Origin of the sequence: uncultured Serinicoccus sp., assembly GCF_947487915.1 — a bacterium.
Taxonomy (GTDB): domain Bacteria; phylum Actinomycetota; class Actinomycetes; order Actinomycetales; family Dermatophilaceae; genus Ornithinicoccus.
This window is the reverse complement of the sequence record NZ_CANKYH010000009.1, coordinates 236,918-254,566: the sequence shown is the minus strand read 5'-3', so window position 1 is coordinate 254,566 and position 17,649 is coordinate 236,918. Positions and strand designations below refer to the sequence as shown.

The following is a 17,649-nucleotide window of genomic DNA, read 5'->3' as shown; positions in this document are numbered from 1 at the left end:
CCTGTCGACGCCGGGCCCAGAGCGAGGCCCCGACGACCCTCTGCCGCATCACTGTATGACGTTCCTCAGGTGAGCGGAACCTCTTCACCACAGCCTGTGGACAACGTCGGCGGCGCAGGAATCGACCTGCGCACCATGGGCCTCATGAGAGTCATCGTGACCCGGGTCGCGGACCGCCGGGTCGAGCATCTCGCGGTCCAGGCGCCTGACGACGCCACCGAGCAGGAGCTCGCTCGCCGCCTCGGCACGTCGGCGCACGCGCAGGCGGTCGGTGCGGACCGCGGCCCCCGGACGCCCTTGGTCCACGGCGCCGACCTCGACCCCGCCCTCGGTGCCTCCACGCGGACGACACCGGGTGCCACGAGCGTCGGCGTCCCCCGCCTGGTCGTCGCCACGGGCCCCGACGCCGGCGGCACGGCGCCGCTGCCACCCGGCCGCTGGGTGACCCTCGGGCGGGACCCCCGGTGCGACCTGACCATCGCCGACCCGGGCCTGTCACGACGGCACGTCCGGGTCCGGCAGGACCGCGACGGCGTGCGCGTGGAGGACCTCGGATCCACCAACGGCATGACCTGGGAGAGCGGGCTGGACGACGAGGACTCGCGGTGGCCACCCGGCGACCGCCTCCTCGTCGGCGGCTCCGGAGTGGTGCTCGTGCCGCGTCCGCCCGCCCCGATCCGTCAGGTGCTCGTCGGTGGTCGTCTCGAGGTGGAGCCGTGGCCCCGGCCGACCACCACCCTGCAGACGCGGGACTTCTCCACCCCTGCGGCACCGGACCGGCGGCAGGTCCGGGCCCCGAGCGCCTGGACGTGGACGCTCCCGCTGGTGGTCGCCCTGGCCGTCGCCGCGGTGCTGCGCATGCCCTGGCTCCTGCTGTTCGGTCTGCTGGGTCCGGCGATGGTGCTGGGCCACCACCTGGGCGACCGGCGGACCGCCCGCCTCGAGCACGAGGAGGGCCGCGCCGCCCACGAGGCGGGCCGCGCGGCTCACCGCGCCCAGGCCGAGCTGTGCCTCCGGCAGGAGCTCGACCAGCTCAGGCGGCAGCACCCGGGGCTCGTCGGGGTCGTGACCAGCCTCAGCCCGCACCCGTCCCTGGCCCTGTGGCAGTGCGCGGCGGAGCCGCTGTCCGTGACCCTCGGGGAGCACGTGTGCGACTCAGGTGTGCGGCTCGAGGGGCAGCCGCTCCGGCACCAGGCCGCACCCCTGCCCCTCCCGCTCGACGGACCCCTGGTGCTGACCGGCGACCGGGCCACCCGCGACGGGCTGGCCCGCGCGCTGCTGCTGCAGCTCGCCACGGCATACCCGCCGGGCACGTGGACGCTCGTCGTCGACGCCGACCGCCCGCCGGGCACCGCGTGGGACCTGCTGGCCTGGCTGCCGCACACCCACACGGCCGGCGAGCGCGTCGACGGGGTGCCGGTGGTGTGGGGCCGTGACCTGGTCCTCGTCGAGGACCTGTCCCAGGCCCCCGCCGGCGCGACCCGGGTGCAGCTGCTCGGGCCCACCGACGCCGTGCTGCAGCTGCCCGGCCAGCCCGACCTGCCCTTCCGCCCCACCACCCTCGGACCGGCGAGGGCGCGCAGCCTGGCGCGCGCCCTCGCGCCGCTGCAGGGACGCCGGGCCGCAGACGCGGACGACGGCGCACCCGCCCTGCCCGGTGAGGCCCCACCGCTGGGGGCGGTCATGCCCTGGCCCACGACCCCGGACGAGGCGGTCTCGGGCTGGAGCCGGCCGGGCACGGACGTACCGCTCGGCACCGACGCCTCGGGGTCACCGGTCACGGTCGACCTCGTGCGCGACGGACCGCACGCCCTGGTCGCCGGCACCACGGGCGCCGGGAAGTCCGAGCTGCTGCGGACTCTGGTCACCGGTCTGGCGCTGCGCTCCTCCCCTGCCGACCTCGCCCTGCTGCTGGTCGACTTCAAGGGTGGCTCCTCCCTGGGCGACTGCGCCCGTCTGCCGCACGTGACCGGGCTGGTGACCGACCTCGACCCGCACCTGGCCGCGCGGGTGCTGACCTCCCTGCAGGCCGAGCTGACCCGCCGGGAGGCCCGGCTGACCGAGGCCGGTGTCAAGGACGCCCGTGACCTGCCGGGCCTGCCCCGCCTCGTCGTCGTCGTCGACGAGTTCCGGGTGCTGGCCGAGGAGGTGCCCGAGGTGATGTCCGGTCTGGTCCGGCTGGCGGCGGTCGGTCGCAGCCTCGGTGTCCACCTGGTGCTCGCCACGCAGCGGCCAGCCGGCGTGGTGGGCGCCGATCTGCGGGCCAACGTCAACCTGCGCATCGCCCTGCGGGTCCGCGACGGCACCGACTCCCAGGACGTCATCGAGACGCCGGCCGCTGCGCTGCTCCCCGAGGGGCGTCCCGGGCTCGCCCTCTGGCGCACGGGCGTCGACGCCCCCCGGGCGGTCCAGGTGGCACAGGTGGGCCCGCCCGCGCAGGAGGGACGGTCGGCGTGGCGGGTGACCACCACCGACGACGTGTGGGCGGCCCGGCGGCTGCTCGACCGGCGCGAGGAGCAGGGGCAGGGCGAGGACGGTCTCGGCACGGTGGCCGAGGTGCTCCGGGCCGCTGCCCGGCAGCTGGGTGCGAAGCCACCGGTGGTGTGGCACCCACCGCTGCCTGCACGGGTCGATGGCGTCCCCGACGCACCGGGCGCCTGGGGCCTGGCCGACCTGCCCGCCCGTCAGTGCCGGGAGCCGATCTCCTGGTCGAGGGCGGAGCACCTCGCGGTCATCGGCGCCGCCCGCTCCGGCCGTTCGACCACGCTGCGCTCGGTGCTCTCGCGCACGCCCGGTGTCTGGGTGGTCGTCCTGGACCTGGGCCGGACGCTGGAGGCCACCGAGGTGCGCCAGCACCCCGGGCTCCTGGCCTGGGTCGAGCCGGACGACCTCGCCCACGGGTTGAGGGTTCTGGACCGGCTCGACGACCTCGTCCGTTCCCGCTTGGCCGAGGGTGCCACGCGCCGGGACCCGGTGGTCCTCGCGATCGACGGGTGGGACCGGCTCGTCGACCTCTTCGAGGGGCTCGAGCGTGGTCGGGCCGAGGAGGTGGCCCTGCGCATCCTGCGCGAGGGCCCCGCAGCCGACGTCGTCGGGCTCATCACCGGTGACCGCAGCCTGCTCTTCGGCAAGGTCGCCTCCTTGCTCCCTCACACCTGGGCCCACCGGCTCAACGACCCCGGCGACCTGCTCATGACCGGGCTGCGGCCCCACCAGGTACCCGTCGACCACCCACCGGGACGACTGGTCGGGATGCGCGACGGGGTCGAGGCGCACGTCGCGCTGCCCGTCGGCGTCGTCGTCGGCGCCCCGCCCGCGGGACCTCCTCCGTTGGTATGCCGCCCGCTCCCCCGACGCTGGTCGCCCCCGGGTCCGCGTCCTGCCTGGGCGGTCGGGGGTGACGAGGCGGGTCCGCTGCCGCGACCGGACGGGTCGGTGCTCGTGCTCGGGCCGCCCGGGTCCGGGCGGTCGCACGCCCTCGCGCTGCTGCAGACCGGGCACATCCCGGTTGTCGTCGACCCCGCAGCCCCGCCGGAGCGCGACGAGCTCGAGGGCCTGCTCGCCGGCGCCGGACCGGGCGGGCTCCTCGTGGTGGACGACGCCCACCTGCTCTCCGGCACCCCGCTGGAGGACGTCCTCGTGCAGGCGGTCACGGCATACCGGCTCGACCTGGTCGTCGCCGCCGACATCGACGCCGCCGCCAGCGCCTTCCGGGGTCTGGTGCCGCTCGCCGCGCGTCACCGCACCGGGCTGCTGCTGCAACCGACCTCGCCGGGCCAGGGGTCCCTGCTGGGCGTCGGCGTCCCCGTGGGCGACCTGCCCCTACCCGGGCGCGGTGTGCTCATCCAGCGGGGGCGCTGCACCCGGGTCCAGCTGGCCGCCCCTGACCCCGCGGGGAGCTGACCTCGCTCAGTCCTCCGGCAGGGCGGCGAACTGCTTCTTCATGCTGAAGTACCACCCCAGCGACTTCGCCGGCCGCTTCCAACGACCGCGCATGTCGGCGTCGGCCTGCTCGTGCTCCGTGTCGCCGGCGGCCACGGCGTCCTTGAGGTGCTGGTCCTGGGCGTTGATGACCTCGTCGGCGTTCTCGCCGCGGTGGGCCAGGTCGCAGGGGCCGCCCAGCTGGCGGCAGGTCATGGTCTTCACGTCCGGTCCTCTCTGTCCTGCGGTCACAGGTCGGCTCCTGTGCTCGTCACCAGGGTGACGGATCCCGACGTGGAAGTGTGACCTCATGGACCAGACCAGCGCCTTCGAGGCGGAGCGGCCACGGCTGACCCGCATCGCCACCCAGGTCCTGCGCGACCCCGCCGAGGCGCAGGACGTCGTCCAGACCGCGTGGCTGCGGCTGCGCACCGGCGAGCACGCGGACGAGATCGAGAACCTGCCAGCCTGGTTGACCACCGTGACCGTGCGGCTGTGCCTGGACCGCCTGCGCGCCCGGGTGCCCCAGCCGCTCGACCCGCACGAGGCACGCGACGGCGTGGAGAGCAGCGGGCCCGGCCTGGTCCCGGACCCTGCCGAGGACGTCGTGCTCGCCGACACCGTCGGTGTTGCGCTGCAGGCGGTGCTGGACCGGCTCACGCCGAGCGAGCGCGTGGCCTTCGTGCTGCACGACACGTTCGGGGTGGACTTCCCGACGATCGCCCGCATCCTCGACCGCACCCCGCCCGCCGCGCGCAAGCTGGCCTCGCGGGCCCGCGCCAAGGTCCGGCACCCGGTCGACCCCGGCCGGCGCGCGGACGCCGTCGTCGTGGACGCCTTCCTCGCCGCGGCGCGGCAGGGGGACTTCGCCCGGCTGCTGGACCTGCTGGCACCCGGGGCTCTCGTCGTGGGGGACGCGGCCGCGGTCGAGGTGGGCACATCCGCCCGCATCGAGGGGCGCGAGGCCGTCGCGCGGATGTTCGACGGAGGGGCCGCCGCGGCGCTGCCGGTGCTCGTCGGGGACCGGCCGGGGGCCGCCTGGTTCCTGCGAGGTATGCCGCAGGTCGCCATCGACTTCACCGTCCAGGACGGGCTGGTGCGCCGCATCGACTTCCGCGCCGAGCCCGGGCTGCTCGCCTCCCTCCGTCGGCGCACCACCGCCTCCTGACGGCTGAGGGGCGACGGCTGAGGGGTCGGCGACTGGGGGGCGACGGCTGAGGGGTCGGCGACTGGGGGGCGGCGTCTGGGGGCCGGTTCGTCAGCTGGCAGCCGCCTGGTCATCTGACAGCCTCCTCGCCGGGGTTGTCAGATGACCTACCGGCCGATGGACGACACCGCGGCTGCCAGTGGCGCCGGGGAACGGCCCCCTGGAGACCTGGGCGGACCTGGCCTCAGCGCTCCTCGAGGCGCCCCATGAGGAAGGTGGAGACGACGGCGGCGACCCCCAGCACGAGCACGCCGGACCCGACCCACCAGGGCGCGAGCGGCAGCAGGGCGATGCCGAGCGGCACCATGAGGAAGTTGAAGGCGATCGCGGGCGCTTGCGACCGCGGGTGCCGCCGCAGCAGGCCGAGGGAGGTGTAGGCCAGGCCGATGACGAAGACCACCATCGTCACCACCGACATGATGACGACGATGAGGTCCTGGCCCTCCCCCAGCGCCAGCTCGACGAGGTAGAACACGGCGAACCCGGTGACGACCAGGGCCTCCAGGGCGACCAGTCCCGCGGCGACGCGGCCGGCGGTGAGCTGGCGCGGGGTCGGCGGGTCCAGCGGCCGGGGCCCAGGCTCCGGCTCGGGTCCGGGCGATGACGGGGAGGACGCGCTCACCCTCCCATCGTAGGTTCGTGCTGCGCGGCATCGTCCGCCGGTTCGGCGCCGTGCAGGCGCCCCCCGCCCCAGCGGGCGCGGCCCTGACCAGGTGGTCGGGCTGGGCCTACCCCGGCTCCGCGACCGCGGCGAGCTCACGGGTGTGGAAGCGGTGGGCCACGGCATACCCCAGCCGCTCGTAGAGCGCCAGCGCCTCCCGGTTGTCGGTGCGCACGCCCAGGGTCGCCACCCCCGCCTCCTGGACCGCGCGGGCGGTGAGCTCGAGGGTGAGCAACTCGCCGACGCCCTGCCCGCGCCGGTCGGGCCTCACGAGGATGCCCGCCAGGTGCGGCATGCCGGAGGCGAGCTCGTGCAGCGCCCCGACCGCCACCGTGTGCCCGGCACGGTCCTGCACGGCGAGCCACGTCGTGGCGAACCCCCACCCGGGGAAGCCGAGGTAGCGGCCCTCGGTGTACGCCGCCCCGAAGGCCTCGATCGCCTCCGCGTCGTCGCGGTCGACGAGCTCCTGGACCCCCAGCCCCCGCTGCGCCAGGAGCCCCTGGGCGTCGGTGCCGGGAGCCTGCTCGGTCCACAGGAACGACCAGCGTTCCGAGCCGCAGCAGGCGTAGGGGTCCGGGATCGACAACGGCCGCTCCTGTCCGGTGGAGAACCACTCCAGGGCCAGGTCCGTCCCGCCCGCTTCCACGATGGCCTGCAGGGCGCGGGTCTCGGCAGCCGACCCGGACCCGGCCCCGACGACCGCGGCCCCGCCCCAGTGGCCGGAGCCGGGGCGCCACGGCCCGACGCACGCCCAGCCCTCGGGCGCGGCGACCGCCACGATCTCGTTGCTCGTGGCGAAACGCACGAACGGGTCGTGGCGGGAGATCTCGAGCAGCTCGTCACGGTCGACCTGGCTCCATGTCACGGGCGGTAGCCTGCCACAGCCCGGTGACACGGCGCCGATCCCCCAGGGGTATGCCCGCAGATCCGCGGCGGGCGGGCGCGGCTCGCGCCGGGGCGGCGGCTCGCCTAGGCTCGACCCTTGTGAACGCCGCCGCCAAGAGGATCGCCCTGGAGACCCTGGGCTGGATCGTCCTCGTCGCCGGCATCCTCATGCTCCTCCTGCCCGGTCCCGGCCTGCTGGGCACCTTCGCCGGGCTGTGGATCCTGTCGACCCAGTACGCCTGGGCCCGCCGGTGGACCAACCCGGTGAAGATCCGCGCGCTGCGCGCCGCCGCCGAGGGGGTCGAGACCATCCCGCGGATCGCCCTCTCGGTCCTCATCACCGCGGGCCTGGTCGGTGTCGCGGTGGTGTGGCTGATGGCCCCGCCAGCCCCGGGTTGGTGGCCGCTGGACGAGCGTTGGTGGCTCTTCGGCGGCCGGCCGGTGGCCATCACCATGCTCGCCTCGTGCGCGATCGCCATCGGTCTGCTGGTCTACAGCGTGTGGCGGTTCTACGGCAAGCCGCAGGCGCGGGCCGAGGTCGACCGGATGGAGGCCGACCACCAGGCGGCGATCGCCCGGGAGCAGCGCCGCGAGGCGCGCGAGGAGCACCTGGAGGCGCGGGAGGCCACCGCGGAGGCCGCCGAGGCCGACCGCGTCGCCGACGCCTCGGAGGAGGAGGCCAGGCGGCGCGAGAGGTCGGCCTGAGCCCTCAGTCCGTCGGGCAGCAGGGGGCAGCGGCCGCCGGCACCGGGGTCGGCGCGCCCACCGTGGGGATGCCGAGGCTCACCGCCGGTTTCTTCACGGCACCGGGGGTGCCGCCCTCCTGGAGGGCGGCCCAGGCGTCGCCGCCCGCGGTGCGGCGCACCGCATACCTGCCGCCCTGGACACCGGAGTCGGCGACGAGGTGGTGGGGTGCGCCGTAGGTGACCTCGACCGTGACCATGTCACCGGGCCGTGGCCGGTCCGCGCCCTCGGGCACGGCGAAGTGGACCAACCGGTTGTCGCGGGCCCGGCCGGACAACCGGTGGGTCTCGGCGTCCTTGCGGCCCTCGCCGGGCGCGACGAGCACCTCGACCTCGCGACCCTCGATCTCCCGGTTGCCGGCCCAGGAGACCTCCTCCTGCACCTCGATGAGGCGCTCGAAGCGCTCCTGGACGACCTCCTTGGGGATCTGGTCGTCCATCTCGGCCGCCGGGGTGCCCGGGCGGATGGAGTACTGGAAGGTGAAGGCGCTGGAGAAGCGGGAGGCGCGGACCACGTCCAGGGTGCCCTGGAAGTCCTCCTCGGTCTCCCCCGGGAAGCCGACGATGAGGTCGGTGGTGATCGCGGCGTCCGGGATCTGCTCGCGCACCCGGTCCAGGATCCCGAGGAACTTCTCGCTGCGGTAGGAGCGGCGCATGGACTTGAGCACCCGGTCGGAGCCCGACTGCAGCGGCATGTGCAGGCTGGGCATGACGTTCGGGGTCTCCGCCATCGCGGTGATCACGTCGTCGGTGAAGGCAGCCGGGTGCGGGCTGGTGAAGCGGACCCGCTCCAGGCCCTCGATCTGCCCGCACGAGCGCAGCAGCTTGCCGAAGGCAAGCCGGTCGCCGAACTCCACACCGTAGGTGTTGACGTTCTGGCCCAGCAGGGTGATCTCGACCACGCCCTGCGCCACGAGCGCCTCGATCTCGGCCAGGATCTCGCCGGGGCGGCGGTCCTTCTCCTTGCCCCGCAGCGCCGGCACGATGCAGAAGGTGCAGGTGTTGTTGCAGCCGACGGAGATGGACACCCAGGCGGAGTATGCCGAGTCGCGCCGGGTCGGCAGCGTGGAGGGGAAGGTCTCGAGGGACTCGAGGATCTCGACCTCGGCGGCCTTGTTGTGCCGGGCGCGGTCGAGCAGCGCCGGCAGCGAGCCGACGTTGTGGGTGCCGAAGACGACGTCCACCCAGGGCGCCCGCTCCACGATGGTCGAGCGGTCCTTCTGCGCCAGGCAGCCGCCGACGGCGATCTGCATGCCGGGGTTGGCCTGCTTGGCGGGGCGTAGCTGCCCCAGGTTGCCGTAGAGCTTGTTGGCGGCGTTCTCGCGGACAGCGCAGGTGTTGAAGACGACGACGTCGGCGACCTGGGGACGATGCTCCCCCGGGAGGCTGGCGAGGTCGACGTAGCCGGCCGTCTCCAGGAGGCCGGCGAGCCGCTCGGAGTCGTGGACGTTCATCTGGCACCCGTGGGTGCGCACGTCGTAGGTCCTGGTGCTGGTGCTGGTCGTCGTGCTCATCGCAGGTCCAGGGTACGCGCCCCAGGGCTCACCCGAGCCAGGCCAGCAGACCTCGCACGAGCGCGACCAGACCGCCCGTGGCGGCGACAGCGATGGCGACCCGGCGGGCGGTGCCCATGCTCACCCGGTCGCTCACCGCGGAGCCGGCCCCGATCCCGACCGGCACCGCGGCGCAGAGCACCACCCAGGTCCACGCCGGCACGACCCCGGCGGCCGGGGTCGCACCAACGGCGACCTTGGTGATGACCGAGGCGGTGTTGGCCAGCAGGAAGATGGGCTGCAGGGTGGCCGCGAACGAGCGCTGGTCCCAGCGGGAGGCGACGGCATACACCGCCATGGCGGGCCCGGCGACACCGGAGGTGGTGTTCATGAAGCCCGCGACCGCCCCGGACACGACCACGGCGCCACGGCCGGTCACCGCCAGGCGTCGCCGGCTGCCCACGACGGCGGCGATCGCCACCAGCACGCTGGCGCCGAGGACGACGTCGAGCACGGCCGTCGACACGTGCCGGACGACCAGGGCCCCCGCGACCGAGCCGACGAGCAGCAGCGGCACCAGGGTCCGGAAGCGGCGCCAGTCCACGTCGCCGCGCAGCAGCACGGCGAGGATCGCGGCCGCCACGATCGCCGCCACGTTGGAGACCATGACGCCGGCCACGGGTCCGATGAGCACCGAGGCCACCGGGGCCACGCTCATCCCCAGCCCCATGCCGGCCACCCGCTGCAGGGCGGCGCCGAGCGCCACAGCGGCGATGACGAGCACGGCGAAGGTCATACCGCGCAGTCTGCTGCACGGTCAGGCTCGGGCTGCCACGGGGAGCGTCCCGGCGCTACTGTGTGCCAGAGCAGTCGCGAGCGAAGGAGCCGCGAGCGAAGGAGCACCGCCATGAGCGACCAGGCCGACCGCGAGACCATCGGTGACGACCTCGGGGTGTGGAGCATCGACGCGGAGGACCAGCTGCAGCCCGAGGACACGCTCGACGGGGAGGGCGATGTGCTGGACCGCGGCTATCAGACCGGCGAGCACTACGTCGGCTCGTCGGCGTTCGGGGTGACCGCGGACGAGCAGTCCCACGAGGAGAGCATCGCCCAGCGCGAGCGTCAGGAGGAGTCACCGCGGTGGGCCGACCGGCACCGCCCGGACGGGGAGGCCCGGGAGATCGCCCGGGAGTGCCGCACCACCAGCTGGGACTCCCCCGAGGAGTCGGCCATGCACTACCTGAACGAGGAGGACGAGGAACTCACCGAGGTGGAGTGGATGCCCTCGGACGAGCCCCAGCGCAGCGAGGACGAGTAACCGCCTGGTGACCTGCGGCCCCCGGTGGCACTCAGCCCCTGCCGTGCCGGAAGACCCGCCCGACGACGTGCTCGCAGAGCTCAGCGCCTGACCTGCCGTACCCGGGGGCGGTTCACCTCGCGCCGCGCTCGGGAGCTCAGTCCTTCCCGTGCTCGGGCAGGTCGTCCAGCGCCTCCCGGACGACCTGGTAGGACACGCCGGCGCCATAGCCCTTGCGGGCGAGGAAGGCGGCCAGCCGACGGGTCTGGACCTCGCGGTCGAGCCCCCGCATGGACCGCAGCCGGCGCGCCACCAGGGCTCTCGCCTGCTCCTTCTCCTGCTCGGGGTCGATGTCCTGCAAGGTGGCGTCCACCAGCTCGGCCGCGACGCCCTTCTGCCGCAGCTCCTGGCGCAGCGCGGTGGCCGCCAGTCCCTTGGTCTCCTGCTTGGACCGGACATACATCTCCGCGTAGGCCTCGTCGTCGACGAGGCCGACGTCGCTCATCCGGTCCAGCACGCGGGCAGCCACCTGCGGGTCGCAGTCGCGGTCGCGCAGCTTGTCCTCGAGCTGACGGCGGGTGCGCGGGCCCATGGCGAGCTGACGCAGGACGATCTTGCGGGCGACGGCGTGGGGGTCCGGCTCGGCCGAGGACGCACCCGGCCCGTCCGACGACCTCTCCCGACCGGACCGACCGGGGTCGGCCGACCCGAGCCCGTAGGCGCTGGCGGCGTCCTCGGCCGCCGCCAGCGCCGCCCGTGCCTCGGACAGCCGGTCTGCGCCGGGCATCAGAAGTCGACCGAGACCTCACCGGTGACCGGGTCCACGCCGTCCGGGAGGTCCTCGGTGGCCGGGGCGGCACCGATGCCGAGCTTGGTCTTGATGTTGCGGTCGATGGTGTCGGCGATGTCCGGGTTGTCCTTGAGGAACTGGCGGGCGTTCTCCTTGCCCTGCCCCATCTGCTCGCCCTCGTAGGTGTACCAGGCGCCGGACTTGCGGACGAAGCCGTGCTCGACGCCCATGTCGATGAGACCGCCCTCGCGCGAGATGCCCTGGCCGTAGAGGATGTCGAACTCGGCCTGCTTGAACGGCGGGGACACCTTGTTCTTGACGATCTTGGCCCGGGTGCGGTTGCCGACCGCGTCGGTGCCGTCCTTGAGCGTCTCGATGCGTCGCACGTCGATGCGCACCGAGGCGTAGAACTTCAGCGCCTTGCCGCCGGTCGTCGTCTCCGGGGAGCCGAACATCACGCCGATCTTCTCGCGCAGCTGGTTGATGAAGATGGCCGTGGTCCCGGTGGTGCTCAGGGCCCCGGTGATCTTGCGCAGGGCCTGGCTCATGAGCCGCGCCTGCAGACCCACGTGGCTGTCCCCCATCTCGCCCTCGATCTCCGCGCGCGGCACCAGGGCCGCCACCGAGTCGATGACGATGATGTCGAGGGCGCCGGAGCGGATCAGCATGTCGGCGATCTCCAGCGCCTGCTCACCGGTGTCCGGCTGGGAGACCAGGAGGGCGTCGGTGTCGACACCGAGCTTCTTGGCGTACTCCGGGTCGAGGGCGTGCTCGGCGTCGATGAACGCCGCGATGCCGCCGCCCTTCTGTGCATTGGCCACGGCGTGCAGGGCGACCGTGGTCTTGCCGCTGCTCTCCGGGCCGTAGATCTCCACGACACGGCCACGAGGCAGCCCGCCCACACCGAGCGCGACGTCCAGCGCGATGGCCCCGGTCGGGATGACCTGGATCGGCGGACGCTCCTCGTCCCCCAGACGCATGACCGAGCCCTTGCCGTGCTGCTTCTCGATCTGCGCCATCACCGTGTCGAGGGCCCTGAACCGGTCGGTGTCGACCCCGGTCGTCCTGCTCGTCTTGCTGGCCTGTGCCATGCGGTGCTCCTTCGTCTCGTGGCGGGCGCGCCTACCTTCGACCGACCCGCGGACCTCCCCCGATGGGCGATCCGATGTCTGCGTCAGACGCTAGGCGCCACCCCCGACATACCTCGCCGTCCACCCACCGATCTGTGGACGACGGTGCCGGTCGGCGACACCATGTGGACACCGTAATCGAAAGCCTGTACGACATCACGCAGCGTGGGCCGCGCGTGTCGCCGCCCCCGCCCACCGGGGTCGATCCTCAGACGACCGTGACGACATACCCCGTCCCGCGACGGGTGAGCTCCACCAGCCCCGCCGCCGCCGCACCCTTGCAGAACTGCAGGAACGAGCCGTAGCCGAGCGGCTTCTCCGAGAACCCCTCGCGACGGGCCCGCACGTGGTCCTTGAGCCCGGACAGCTCCACGCCCGATCCGTCGTCCAGCTCGGCCACCGTCTGCCGCAGCAGCGCGAACGCCTCCTGCCGCCCGCCCTCCTCGGGCAGCGTCACCTCGGGGTCGCCCTTGGCCGGGCCGGGGCTGAGCTCGATGATGCCGCGCCCGGCGAGGTGGTCGAGCAGCTCGCCGAACGCGCGGAAGCCGTAGGCCGCCTCGGAGAACGTCGAGTCCTTGCGCACCAGGGTCCGCTTGAGGACCGAGGCGGTCACCGCTCCCCCGGAGCTGCGCTGCAGCCCGGAGACGGTCTGGGCCACCAGCGAGGCGAGGTCCGTGGCGGGCTCCTCCTCGGCCTCCTCGTGCTCGGGCTCAGGCTCCGGCGTGGTCCGCTCGGCCGGCGGGGCCGAGGCGCCCTTCCCCTGGCCACCGCGCCCGCGACCCCGACCACGGCCCGTGGAGGTGTCACCCCGTGGCGCCCCCGCCTCGGCCGGGACCACCCCGTCGAGGTCGTCGTAGTAGAGGAACTCGTCGCACGCCGGCGGCAGCATCGTCGACGTCGAGTCCCGGACGCCGAAGCCGATGACCCGCTTGTTGAGCTCGCGCAGCTTGTGCACGAGCGGGGTGAAGTCGCTGTCCCCGGTGCAGATGGCGAAGGTCGTGATGTAGTCGCGCTCGTAGGCGGTCTCGATCGCGTCGACGGCCATCTTGATGTCCGCGGCGTTCTTGCGCGAGGCCCCCATGCGCTGGGTCATCTCGATGAGCTCGACGTGGTTGCGGGTCAGCATGCGCCGGTCCTCGTCGAAGTAGGACCAGTCCGCGTAGGCTCGCCGCGCCACCACCCTGCCCCGCTCCGCGAGCGCGTCGGCCACCGGCCGCAGGTCGAAGGGCACCCCCAGGTGGTCGCGCGAGCCCAGCGCGAGGTTCTCGTAGTCGATGAGCAGCGCGATCCGGTCCTCGTCATCCATGTCCCGAGGGTATGCCCCGCCCGCCCGGCAACCATCCGCGACGCCCGGTCGGGGTGAGAGCAACCATCCGCGACGCCCGGTGCGGGTGAGGACAACCATTCGCGACGCCCGGTCGGGGTGAGAGCAACCATCGGCGACGCCCGGTCGGGTCTGAGAGCGGGGGTGCGGGATTCCCCTGCGTCAAGGCCGGGGCGCCCGACGGCCTAGACTGGCCGCTCGACCCTTCGGTCAGGACGCCGCCGTCCGGCTGCCACGTCATACCCCTGCACAGGAAGTCCCATGGCTCTGCTCGTGATGAAGTTCGGCGGGTCCTCCGTCGCCGACGCCGAGGCGATGCGCCGCGTCGCCCAGCGCGTCGTCTCCGCGCACCGCGCGGGTGACCGGGTCGCCGTGGTCGTCTCCGCCATGGGCGATACGACCGACGACCTGCTGGACCTCGCCGGGCAGATCACCTCCGGCACGCCGCCGGAGCGCGAGATGGACATGCTCCTGTCGGCCGGCGAGCGCATCTCCATGGCCCTGCTGGCCATGGCCATCGAGCAGCTGGGGGTGCCGGCCCGCAGCTACACCGGCGCCCAGGCCGGCATGCGCACCGACACCGCGCACGGCCGGGCCCGGCTGCTCGACGTCCAGCCCGACCGGGTGCGCCGCACCCTGGAGGACGGCGCGGTCGCGATCGTGGCCGGCTTCCAGGGCATCTCCACCGACGACGACATCACCACCCTGGGCCGCGGCGGCTCGGACACCACGGCGGTGGCCCTCGCGGCCGCGCTCGGGGCCGACGTCTGCGAGATCTACACCGACGTGGACGGCCTCTACACGGCCGACCCCCGCATCGTGCCCAGCGCCCGGCGGGTCACCCGCATCACCATCGAGGAGACCCTCGAGATGGCGGCCCACGGGGCCAAGATCCTGCACCTGCGCGCGGTGGAGTACGCCCGCCGCTTCCAGGTGCCCCTGCACGTCCGCAGCAGCTTCTCCGACCAGGAAGGCACCTGGATCCTGGTCGGGCGACCCCTCACGGAGGACACCATGGAAGAGCCCATCATCTCCGGCATCGCCCACGACAAGTCCCTGGGCAAGGTGACGGCCGTCGGCGTCCCCGACCGGCCCGGCGCCGCCGCGGCGGTCATCGGGGCCGTGTCCGAGGCCGGTGTGTCGATCGACATGATCGTCCAGAACGTCTCGACCTCCAACGCCGAGACGTCCGACATCTCCTTCACGCTCCCGGAGACCGACGGCCAGACGGCGGTCGCCGCGGTGCGCGCGCTGCAGGAGCAGATGGGCTTCTCCGACGTGCTCTACACCAGCCACGTCGGCAAGCTGTCGCTGGTCGGTGCGGGGATGCGCTCGAACCCCTCGGTCGCCAGCCGCCTCTTCTCCGCGCTCGCGGACGCCGGGGTCAACATCGAGATGATCAGCACCTCGGAGATCCGGATCTCGGTCATCTGCGACCAGACCGACCTCGAGGCAGGGGTCCGCGCCGTGCACACGGCGTTCGACCTGGACGCCGAGGTCGAGGCCGTGGTCTACGGCGGGACGGGACGGTGAGCACCGTGAGCGGTGAGCAGCAGGAGACCGGCGCGTCGGGAGGACGACGGCTGCACGTCGCGGTGGTCGGCGCGACCGGCCAGGTGGGCGCGGTCATGCGGCGGTTGCTCGCCGAGCGGGACTTCCCGGTCGCCTCGGTGCGCTACCTCGCCTCCGCCCGCTCCGCCGGGACGACGCTCGCCTGGGCCGGGTCCGCCGCCGGGGCACCCGGGTATGACGTGGCCCGCGACATCGAGGTCGAGGACGTCGCGACCGCGGACCTCTCGGGCATCGACGTCGCCCTGTTCTCCGCCGGGGGCGGTGCGTCGAGGGAGCACGCACCGCGGTTCGCCGAGGCCGGGGCCGTGGTGGTCGACAACTCCTCCGCCTGGCGCATGGACGACGCCGTGCCCCTCGTGGTGAGCGAGGTCAACCCCGACGACCTGGTGCTGGCGCTGGGTGACGGCGGACGCCGCATCGTCGCCAACCCCAACTGCACGACCATGGCCGCCATGCCGGTCCTGCGGCCGCTGCACGCGCAGGCCGGCCTCGAGCGGCTGCGGGTCGCGACCTACCAGGCCGTCTCCGGCTCCGGGCTGGCCGGCGTCACCGAGCTCGCCGACCAGGCGCGGGCCGCCCTCGGCGGCGACGTGCCGGTGGAGACGCTCACCCACGACGGTGACGCCGTGTCGATGCCCCCGCCCGGGGTATACCTCGCCCCCATCGCCTTCAACGTCCTGCCCATGGCCGGTGACCTCGGCGCGGACGACGAGACGACCGAGGAGATCAAGCTGCGCCAGGAGTCGCGCAAGATCCTCGGCATCCCCGACCTCGCCGTCTCGGGCACCTGCGTGCGGGTGCCGGTCTTCACCGGGCACAGCCTGGCCGTGCACGCCGAGTTCGCCGAGCCGATCACCCCTGGGCAGGCGCGCGAACTCCTGGCCGACGCTCCGGGCGTCGAGCTGGCGGACGTGCCCACGCCGCTGGGGGCCGCGGGTCAGGACCCGTCCTACGTCGGGCGGATCCGGGTGGACCAGTCGGTCCCGGACGGCCGCGGCCTCGTGCTCTTCATCTCGAGCGACAACCTGCGCAAGGGCGCCGCCCTGAACACCGTGCAGCTGGCCGAGGTGCTGCTCGAGCGCGACCTGCTCTGAGACTGGCCGGAGGCGAGCCGGCCCGAGGGCGAGCGGGCGAGCCGGCCCGGAGGCGAGCCGGCCTGAGAACGAGCGGGCCTGAGAACGAGCGGGCCCGAGGGCGAGCGGGCCCGAGGGCGAGCCGGCCTGAGGGCGAGCCGGCCCGGAGGCGAGCGGGCCCAGCGAGGGCGCCACGCGTCCCCGTGCGTCACACAAGGCTCACGCGCACCCCGCTGCGGAGATGTGCTCATCTGCACGGGTTATTTCCCTGCCTCCCGGACATATCGGCGCAGGCTGTGAACGCTGGGACGGGTGTGGTCCGCCCGACTCCCCCGCCTATCCCTCGGTCGGGTCGCGCAGCTCTCTGCGGATCTCGGCAGCCTGCTGCCGCCGCGGACCTCGGTGTCGCGCAGACGTACCGGCGCGTCGGCCAGCAGCTCGTCCAGCTGGTCGCCGGGCGCGGTCAGCGGCACCTCGGAGCCGTCCGCCAGGCGTGCATACAGGACATCGAGGTCACGGCCCTGCCGACCGGACCCCACCACGTCGTCCTCCGTCCCTGACCCGCGCGCAGGCACACCCTCAGACCGCAGGCCGCTGGGCGACGACGACCGCCTGGGGGTCCAGCTCCGACCCGACGGGGCCGCGCTCCAGCCGGGCGACCACCGGCATACCCTGCCTCTCGAGCCGGGACGCGACGTCCGGGACACTGCGGTGGTACCTGTTCAGGGTGACCCGGTGGCCGTAGGCCGTGAAGCCTCGGCCGACGTCGCGCACACCGTCTCCGACCTGGAAAGCCAGCAGGACATGGCCCCCCGGGCGCAGCACCCGCGCCAACTGTGACAGCACGCGGTCCAGGTGGTCGTCCGGGGTGTGGATGGTCGAGTACCAGGAGAAGACCCCGTCGAAGAGCTCGTCGGCGAAGTCGAGGTCGCTGAGGCTCCCGAGGGCGGACGGGTATGCAGGGTGGTCGGCCCGCGCCCTGCGCACCATCTCCGGCGACAGGTCCACCCCTCGTGGCCGGCAACCGCGCGCCGCCAGCTGGGGAAGCATCCGACCGGCACCGCAGCCGGCGTCGAGCACACTGGGCCCGTCGCCGAGCAGCGCCACGAAGTGGTCGATCATCGCGAGCTCGAGCGGCTGCTCGGGTTCGGTGGCCGTGAACGTGTCGGCGTAGAGGTCGGCCACGGCGTCGTAGGCGGCCCTGGTCAGCTCCTCCCCGTGCTGCGACATGCAGGCATCATGCCCGAGGGCGGGGTGGCTGCGGGTGGTGGGAGCGACCCACGGCCAGCACACGTCAGGCCGGGGCCGGGTGGACGACCCGAGGGCTACTGCTCCTCGGCCTGGGGCGGGTCCGGCAGGTAGTGGTGCTCCGGGGGCACGTCCATGTCGGAGCAGATGGCCTCCCACACCCCGCGAGCGGACTCCCCCTGCTCGAGGGCCTCGTCCGCCGTGCGGCCACCCAGGCTGCCGAGCGACTGGGTCCGCGTGACGACGGCGCCGTAGCCGGAGCCGAACTCCTGCTCGACGAGGTCCCAGAACTCGCTCACCCGCAT

The 17,649-nt window shown here is 73.7% G+C and carries 16 protein-coding genes; 6 read left to right on the top strand and 10 right to left on the bottom strand.

What is annotated here, in order from left to right; all coding sequences use genetic code 11:
- Positions 1-144 precede the first annotated feature (144 nt).
- Positions 145-3,903 carry an FtsK/SpoIIIE domain-containing protein gene (locus Q0795_RS13895; protein WP_298890562.1) on the top strand — a complete coding sequence of 1,253 codons (3,759 nt, stop codon included), beginning with the start codon at positions 145-147 and terminating at the stop codon, positions 3,901-3,903.
- Positions 3,904-3,909: 6 nt separating this feature from the next.
- On the opposite strand, the gene Q0795_RS13890 is transcribed toward Q0795_RS13895, so the two are convergent.
- Entirely contained in the window at positions 3,910-4,137 is a 228-nt protein-coding gene (locus tag Q0795_RS13890; RefSeq protein WP_298890615.1) for a hypothetical protein, read from the bottom strand.
- Between the two features lie 94 nt (positions 4,138-4,231).
- On the opposite strand from Q0795_RS13890, the gene Q0795_RS13885 reads away from it, so the two are divergent.
- A complete protein-coding gene (locus tag Q0795_RS13885; protein ID WP_298890561.1) occupies positions 4,232-5,089 on the top strand; it encodes a sigma-70 family RNA polymerase sigma factor in 858 nt (285 codons plus the stop codon).
- Positions 5,090-5,312: 223 nt separating this feature from the next.
- Here the strand turns inward: Q0795_RS13885 and Q0795_RS13880 are convergent, their stop codons facing one another.
- Positions 5,313-5,750, bottom strand: a complete 438-nt coding sequence (locus tag Q0795_RS13880; protein WP_298890559.1) for a hypothetical protein — start codon at positions 5,748-5,750, stop codon at positions 5,313-5,315.
- Positions 5,751-5,856: 106 nt separating this feature from the next.
- Positions 5,857-6,654 (bottom strand): N-acetyltransferase, encoded by a 798-nt coding sequence (locus Q0795_RS13875; protein WP_298890556.1) that lies wholly within the window; start codon positions 6,652-6,654, stop codon positions 5,857-5,859.
- A gap of 119 nt (positions 6,655-6,773) precedes the next feature.
- Here Q0795_RS13875 and Q0795_RS13870 point away from each other — a divergent pair, with 119 nt between their 5' ends.
- Positions 6,774-7,379 (top strand): PGPGW domain-containing protein, encoded by a 606-nt coding sequence (locus Q0795_RS13870; RefSeq protein ID WP_298890555.1) that lies wholly within the window; start codon positions 6,774-6,776, stop codon positions 7,377-7,379.
- A 4-nt stretch (positions 7,380-7,383) separates the two neighbouring features.
- On the opposite strand, the gene miaB is transcribed toward Q0795_RS13870, so the two are convergent.
- Together miaB and Q0795_RS13860 are read right to left on the bottom strand one after the other, a co-directional pair.
- On the bottom strand, positions 7,384-8,931 hold the full coding sequence (miaB, locus tag Q0795_RS13865) for a tRNA (N6-isopentenyl adenosine(37)-C2)-methylthiotransferase MiaB (RefSeq protein WP_298890554.1): 1,548 nt from the start codon (positions 8,929-8,931) through the stop codon (positions 7,384-7,386).
- Positions 8,932-8,959: 28 nt separating this feature from the next.
- Positions 8,960-9,706, bottom strand: coding sequence for a sulfite exporter TauE/SafE family protein (locus Q0795_RS13860; RefSeq protein WP_298890553.1), 747 nt, complete (start codon positions 9,704-9,706; stop codon positions 8,960-8,962).
- 111 nt (positions 9,707-9,817) lie between these two features.
- On the opposite strand from Q0795_RS13860, the gene Q0795_RS13855 reads away from it, so the two are divergent.
- Entirely contained in the window at positions 9,818-10,228 is a 411-nt protein-coding gene (locus Q0795_RS13855; RefSeq protein WP_298890552.1) for a hypothetical protein, read from the top strand.
- Between the two features lie 136 nt (positions 10,229-10,364).
- Here the strand turns inward: Q0795_RS13855 and Q0795_RS13850 are convergent, their stop codons facing one another.
- From Q0795_RS13850 to Q0795_RS13840, 3 genes are all read right to left on the bottom strand, one after another.
- Entirely contained in the window at positions 10,365-10,994 is a 630-nt protein-coding gene (locus tag Q0795_RS13850; RefSeq protein ID WP_298890551.1) for a regulatory protein RecX, read from the bottom strand.
- On the bottom strand, positions 10,994-12,088 hold the full coding sequence (gene recA / locus Q0795_RS13845) for a recombinase RecA (RefSeq protein WP_298890550.1): 1,095 nt from the start codon (positions 12,086-12,088) through the stop codon (positions 10,994-10,996). The genes Q0795_RS13850 and recA overlap by 1 nt, the downstream gene beginning before the upstream one ends.
- Positions 12,089-12,335: 247 nt before the next feature.
- Entirely contained in the window at positions 12,336-13,433 is a 1,098-nt protein-coding gene (locus Q0795_RS13840; RefSeq protein ID WP_298890548.1) for an NYN domain-containing protein, read from the bottom strand.
- A 279-nt stretch (positions 13,434-13,712) separates the two neighbouring features.
- On the opposite strand from Q0795_RS13840, the gene Q0795_RS13835 reads away from it, so the two are divergent.
- A complete protein-coding gene (locus Q0795_RS13835) occupies positions 13,713-14,984 on the top strand; it encodes an aspartate kinase (protein ID WP_298890546.1) in 1,272 nt (423 codons plus the stop codon).
- Positions 14,981-16,117: an aspartate-semialdehyde dehydrogenase gene (locus Q0795_RS13830; RefSeq protein ID WP_298890544.1), complete on the top strand. Its 1,137-nt coding sequence runs from the start codon at positions 14,981-14,983 to the stop codon at positions 16,115-16,117. The genes Q0795_RS13835 and Q0795_RS13830 overlap by 4 nt, the downstream gene beginning before the upstream one ends.
- 558 nt (positions 16,118-16,675) lie before the next feature.
- Here the strand turns inward: Q0795_RS13830 and Q0795_RS13825 are convergent.
- Together Q0795_RS13825 and Q0795_RS13820 are read right to left on the bottom strand one after the other, a co-directional pair.
- Complete coding sequence (locus tag Q0795_RS13825; protein WP_298890542.1) at positions 16,676-17,326, bottom strand: bifunctional 2-polyprenyl-6-hydroxyphenol methylase/3-demethylubiquinol 3-O-methyltransferase UbiG; 651 nt, start codon at positions 17,324-17,326, stop codon at positions 16,676-16,678.
- Between the two features lie 95 nt (positions 17,327-17,421).
- Positions 17,422-17,649, bottom strand: coding sequence for a DUF3046 domain-containing protein (locus Q0795_RS13820; RefSeq protein WP_298890540.1), 228 nt, complete (start codon positions 17,647-17,649; stop codon positions 17,422-17,424).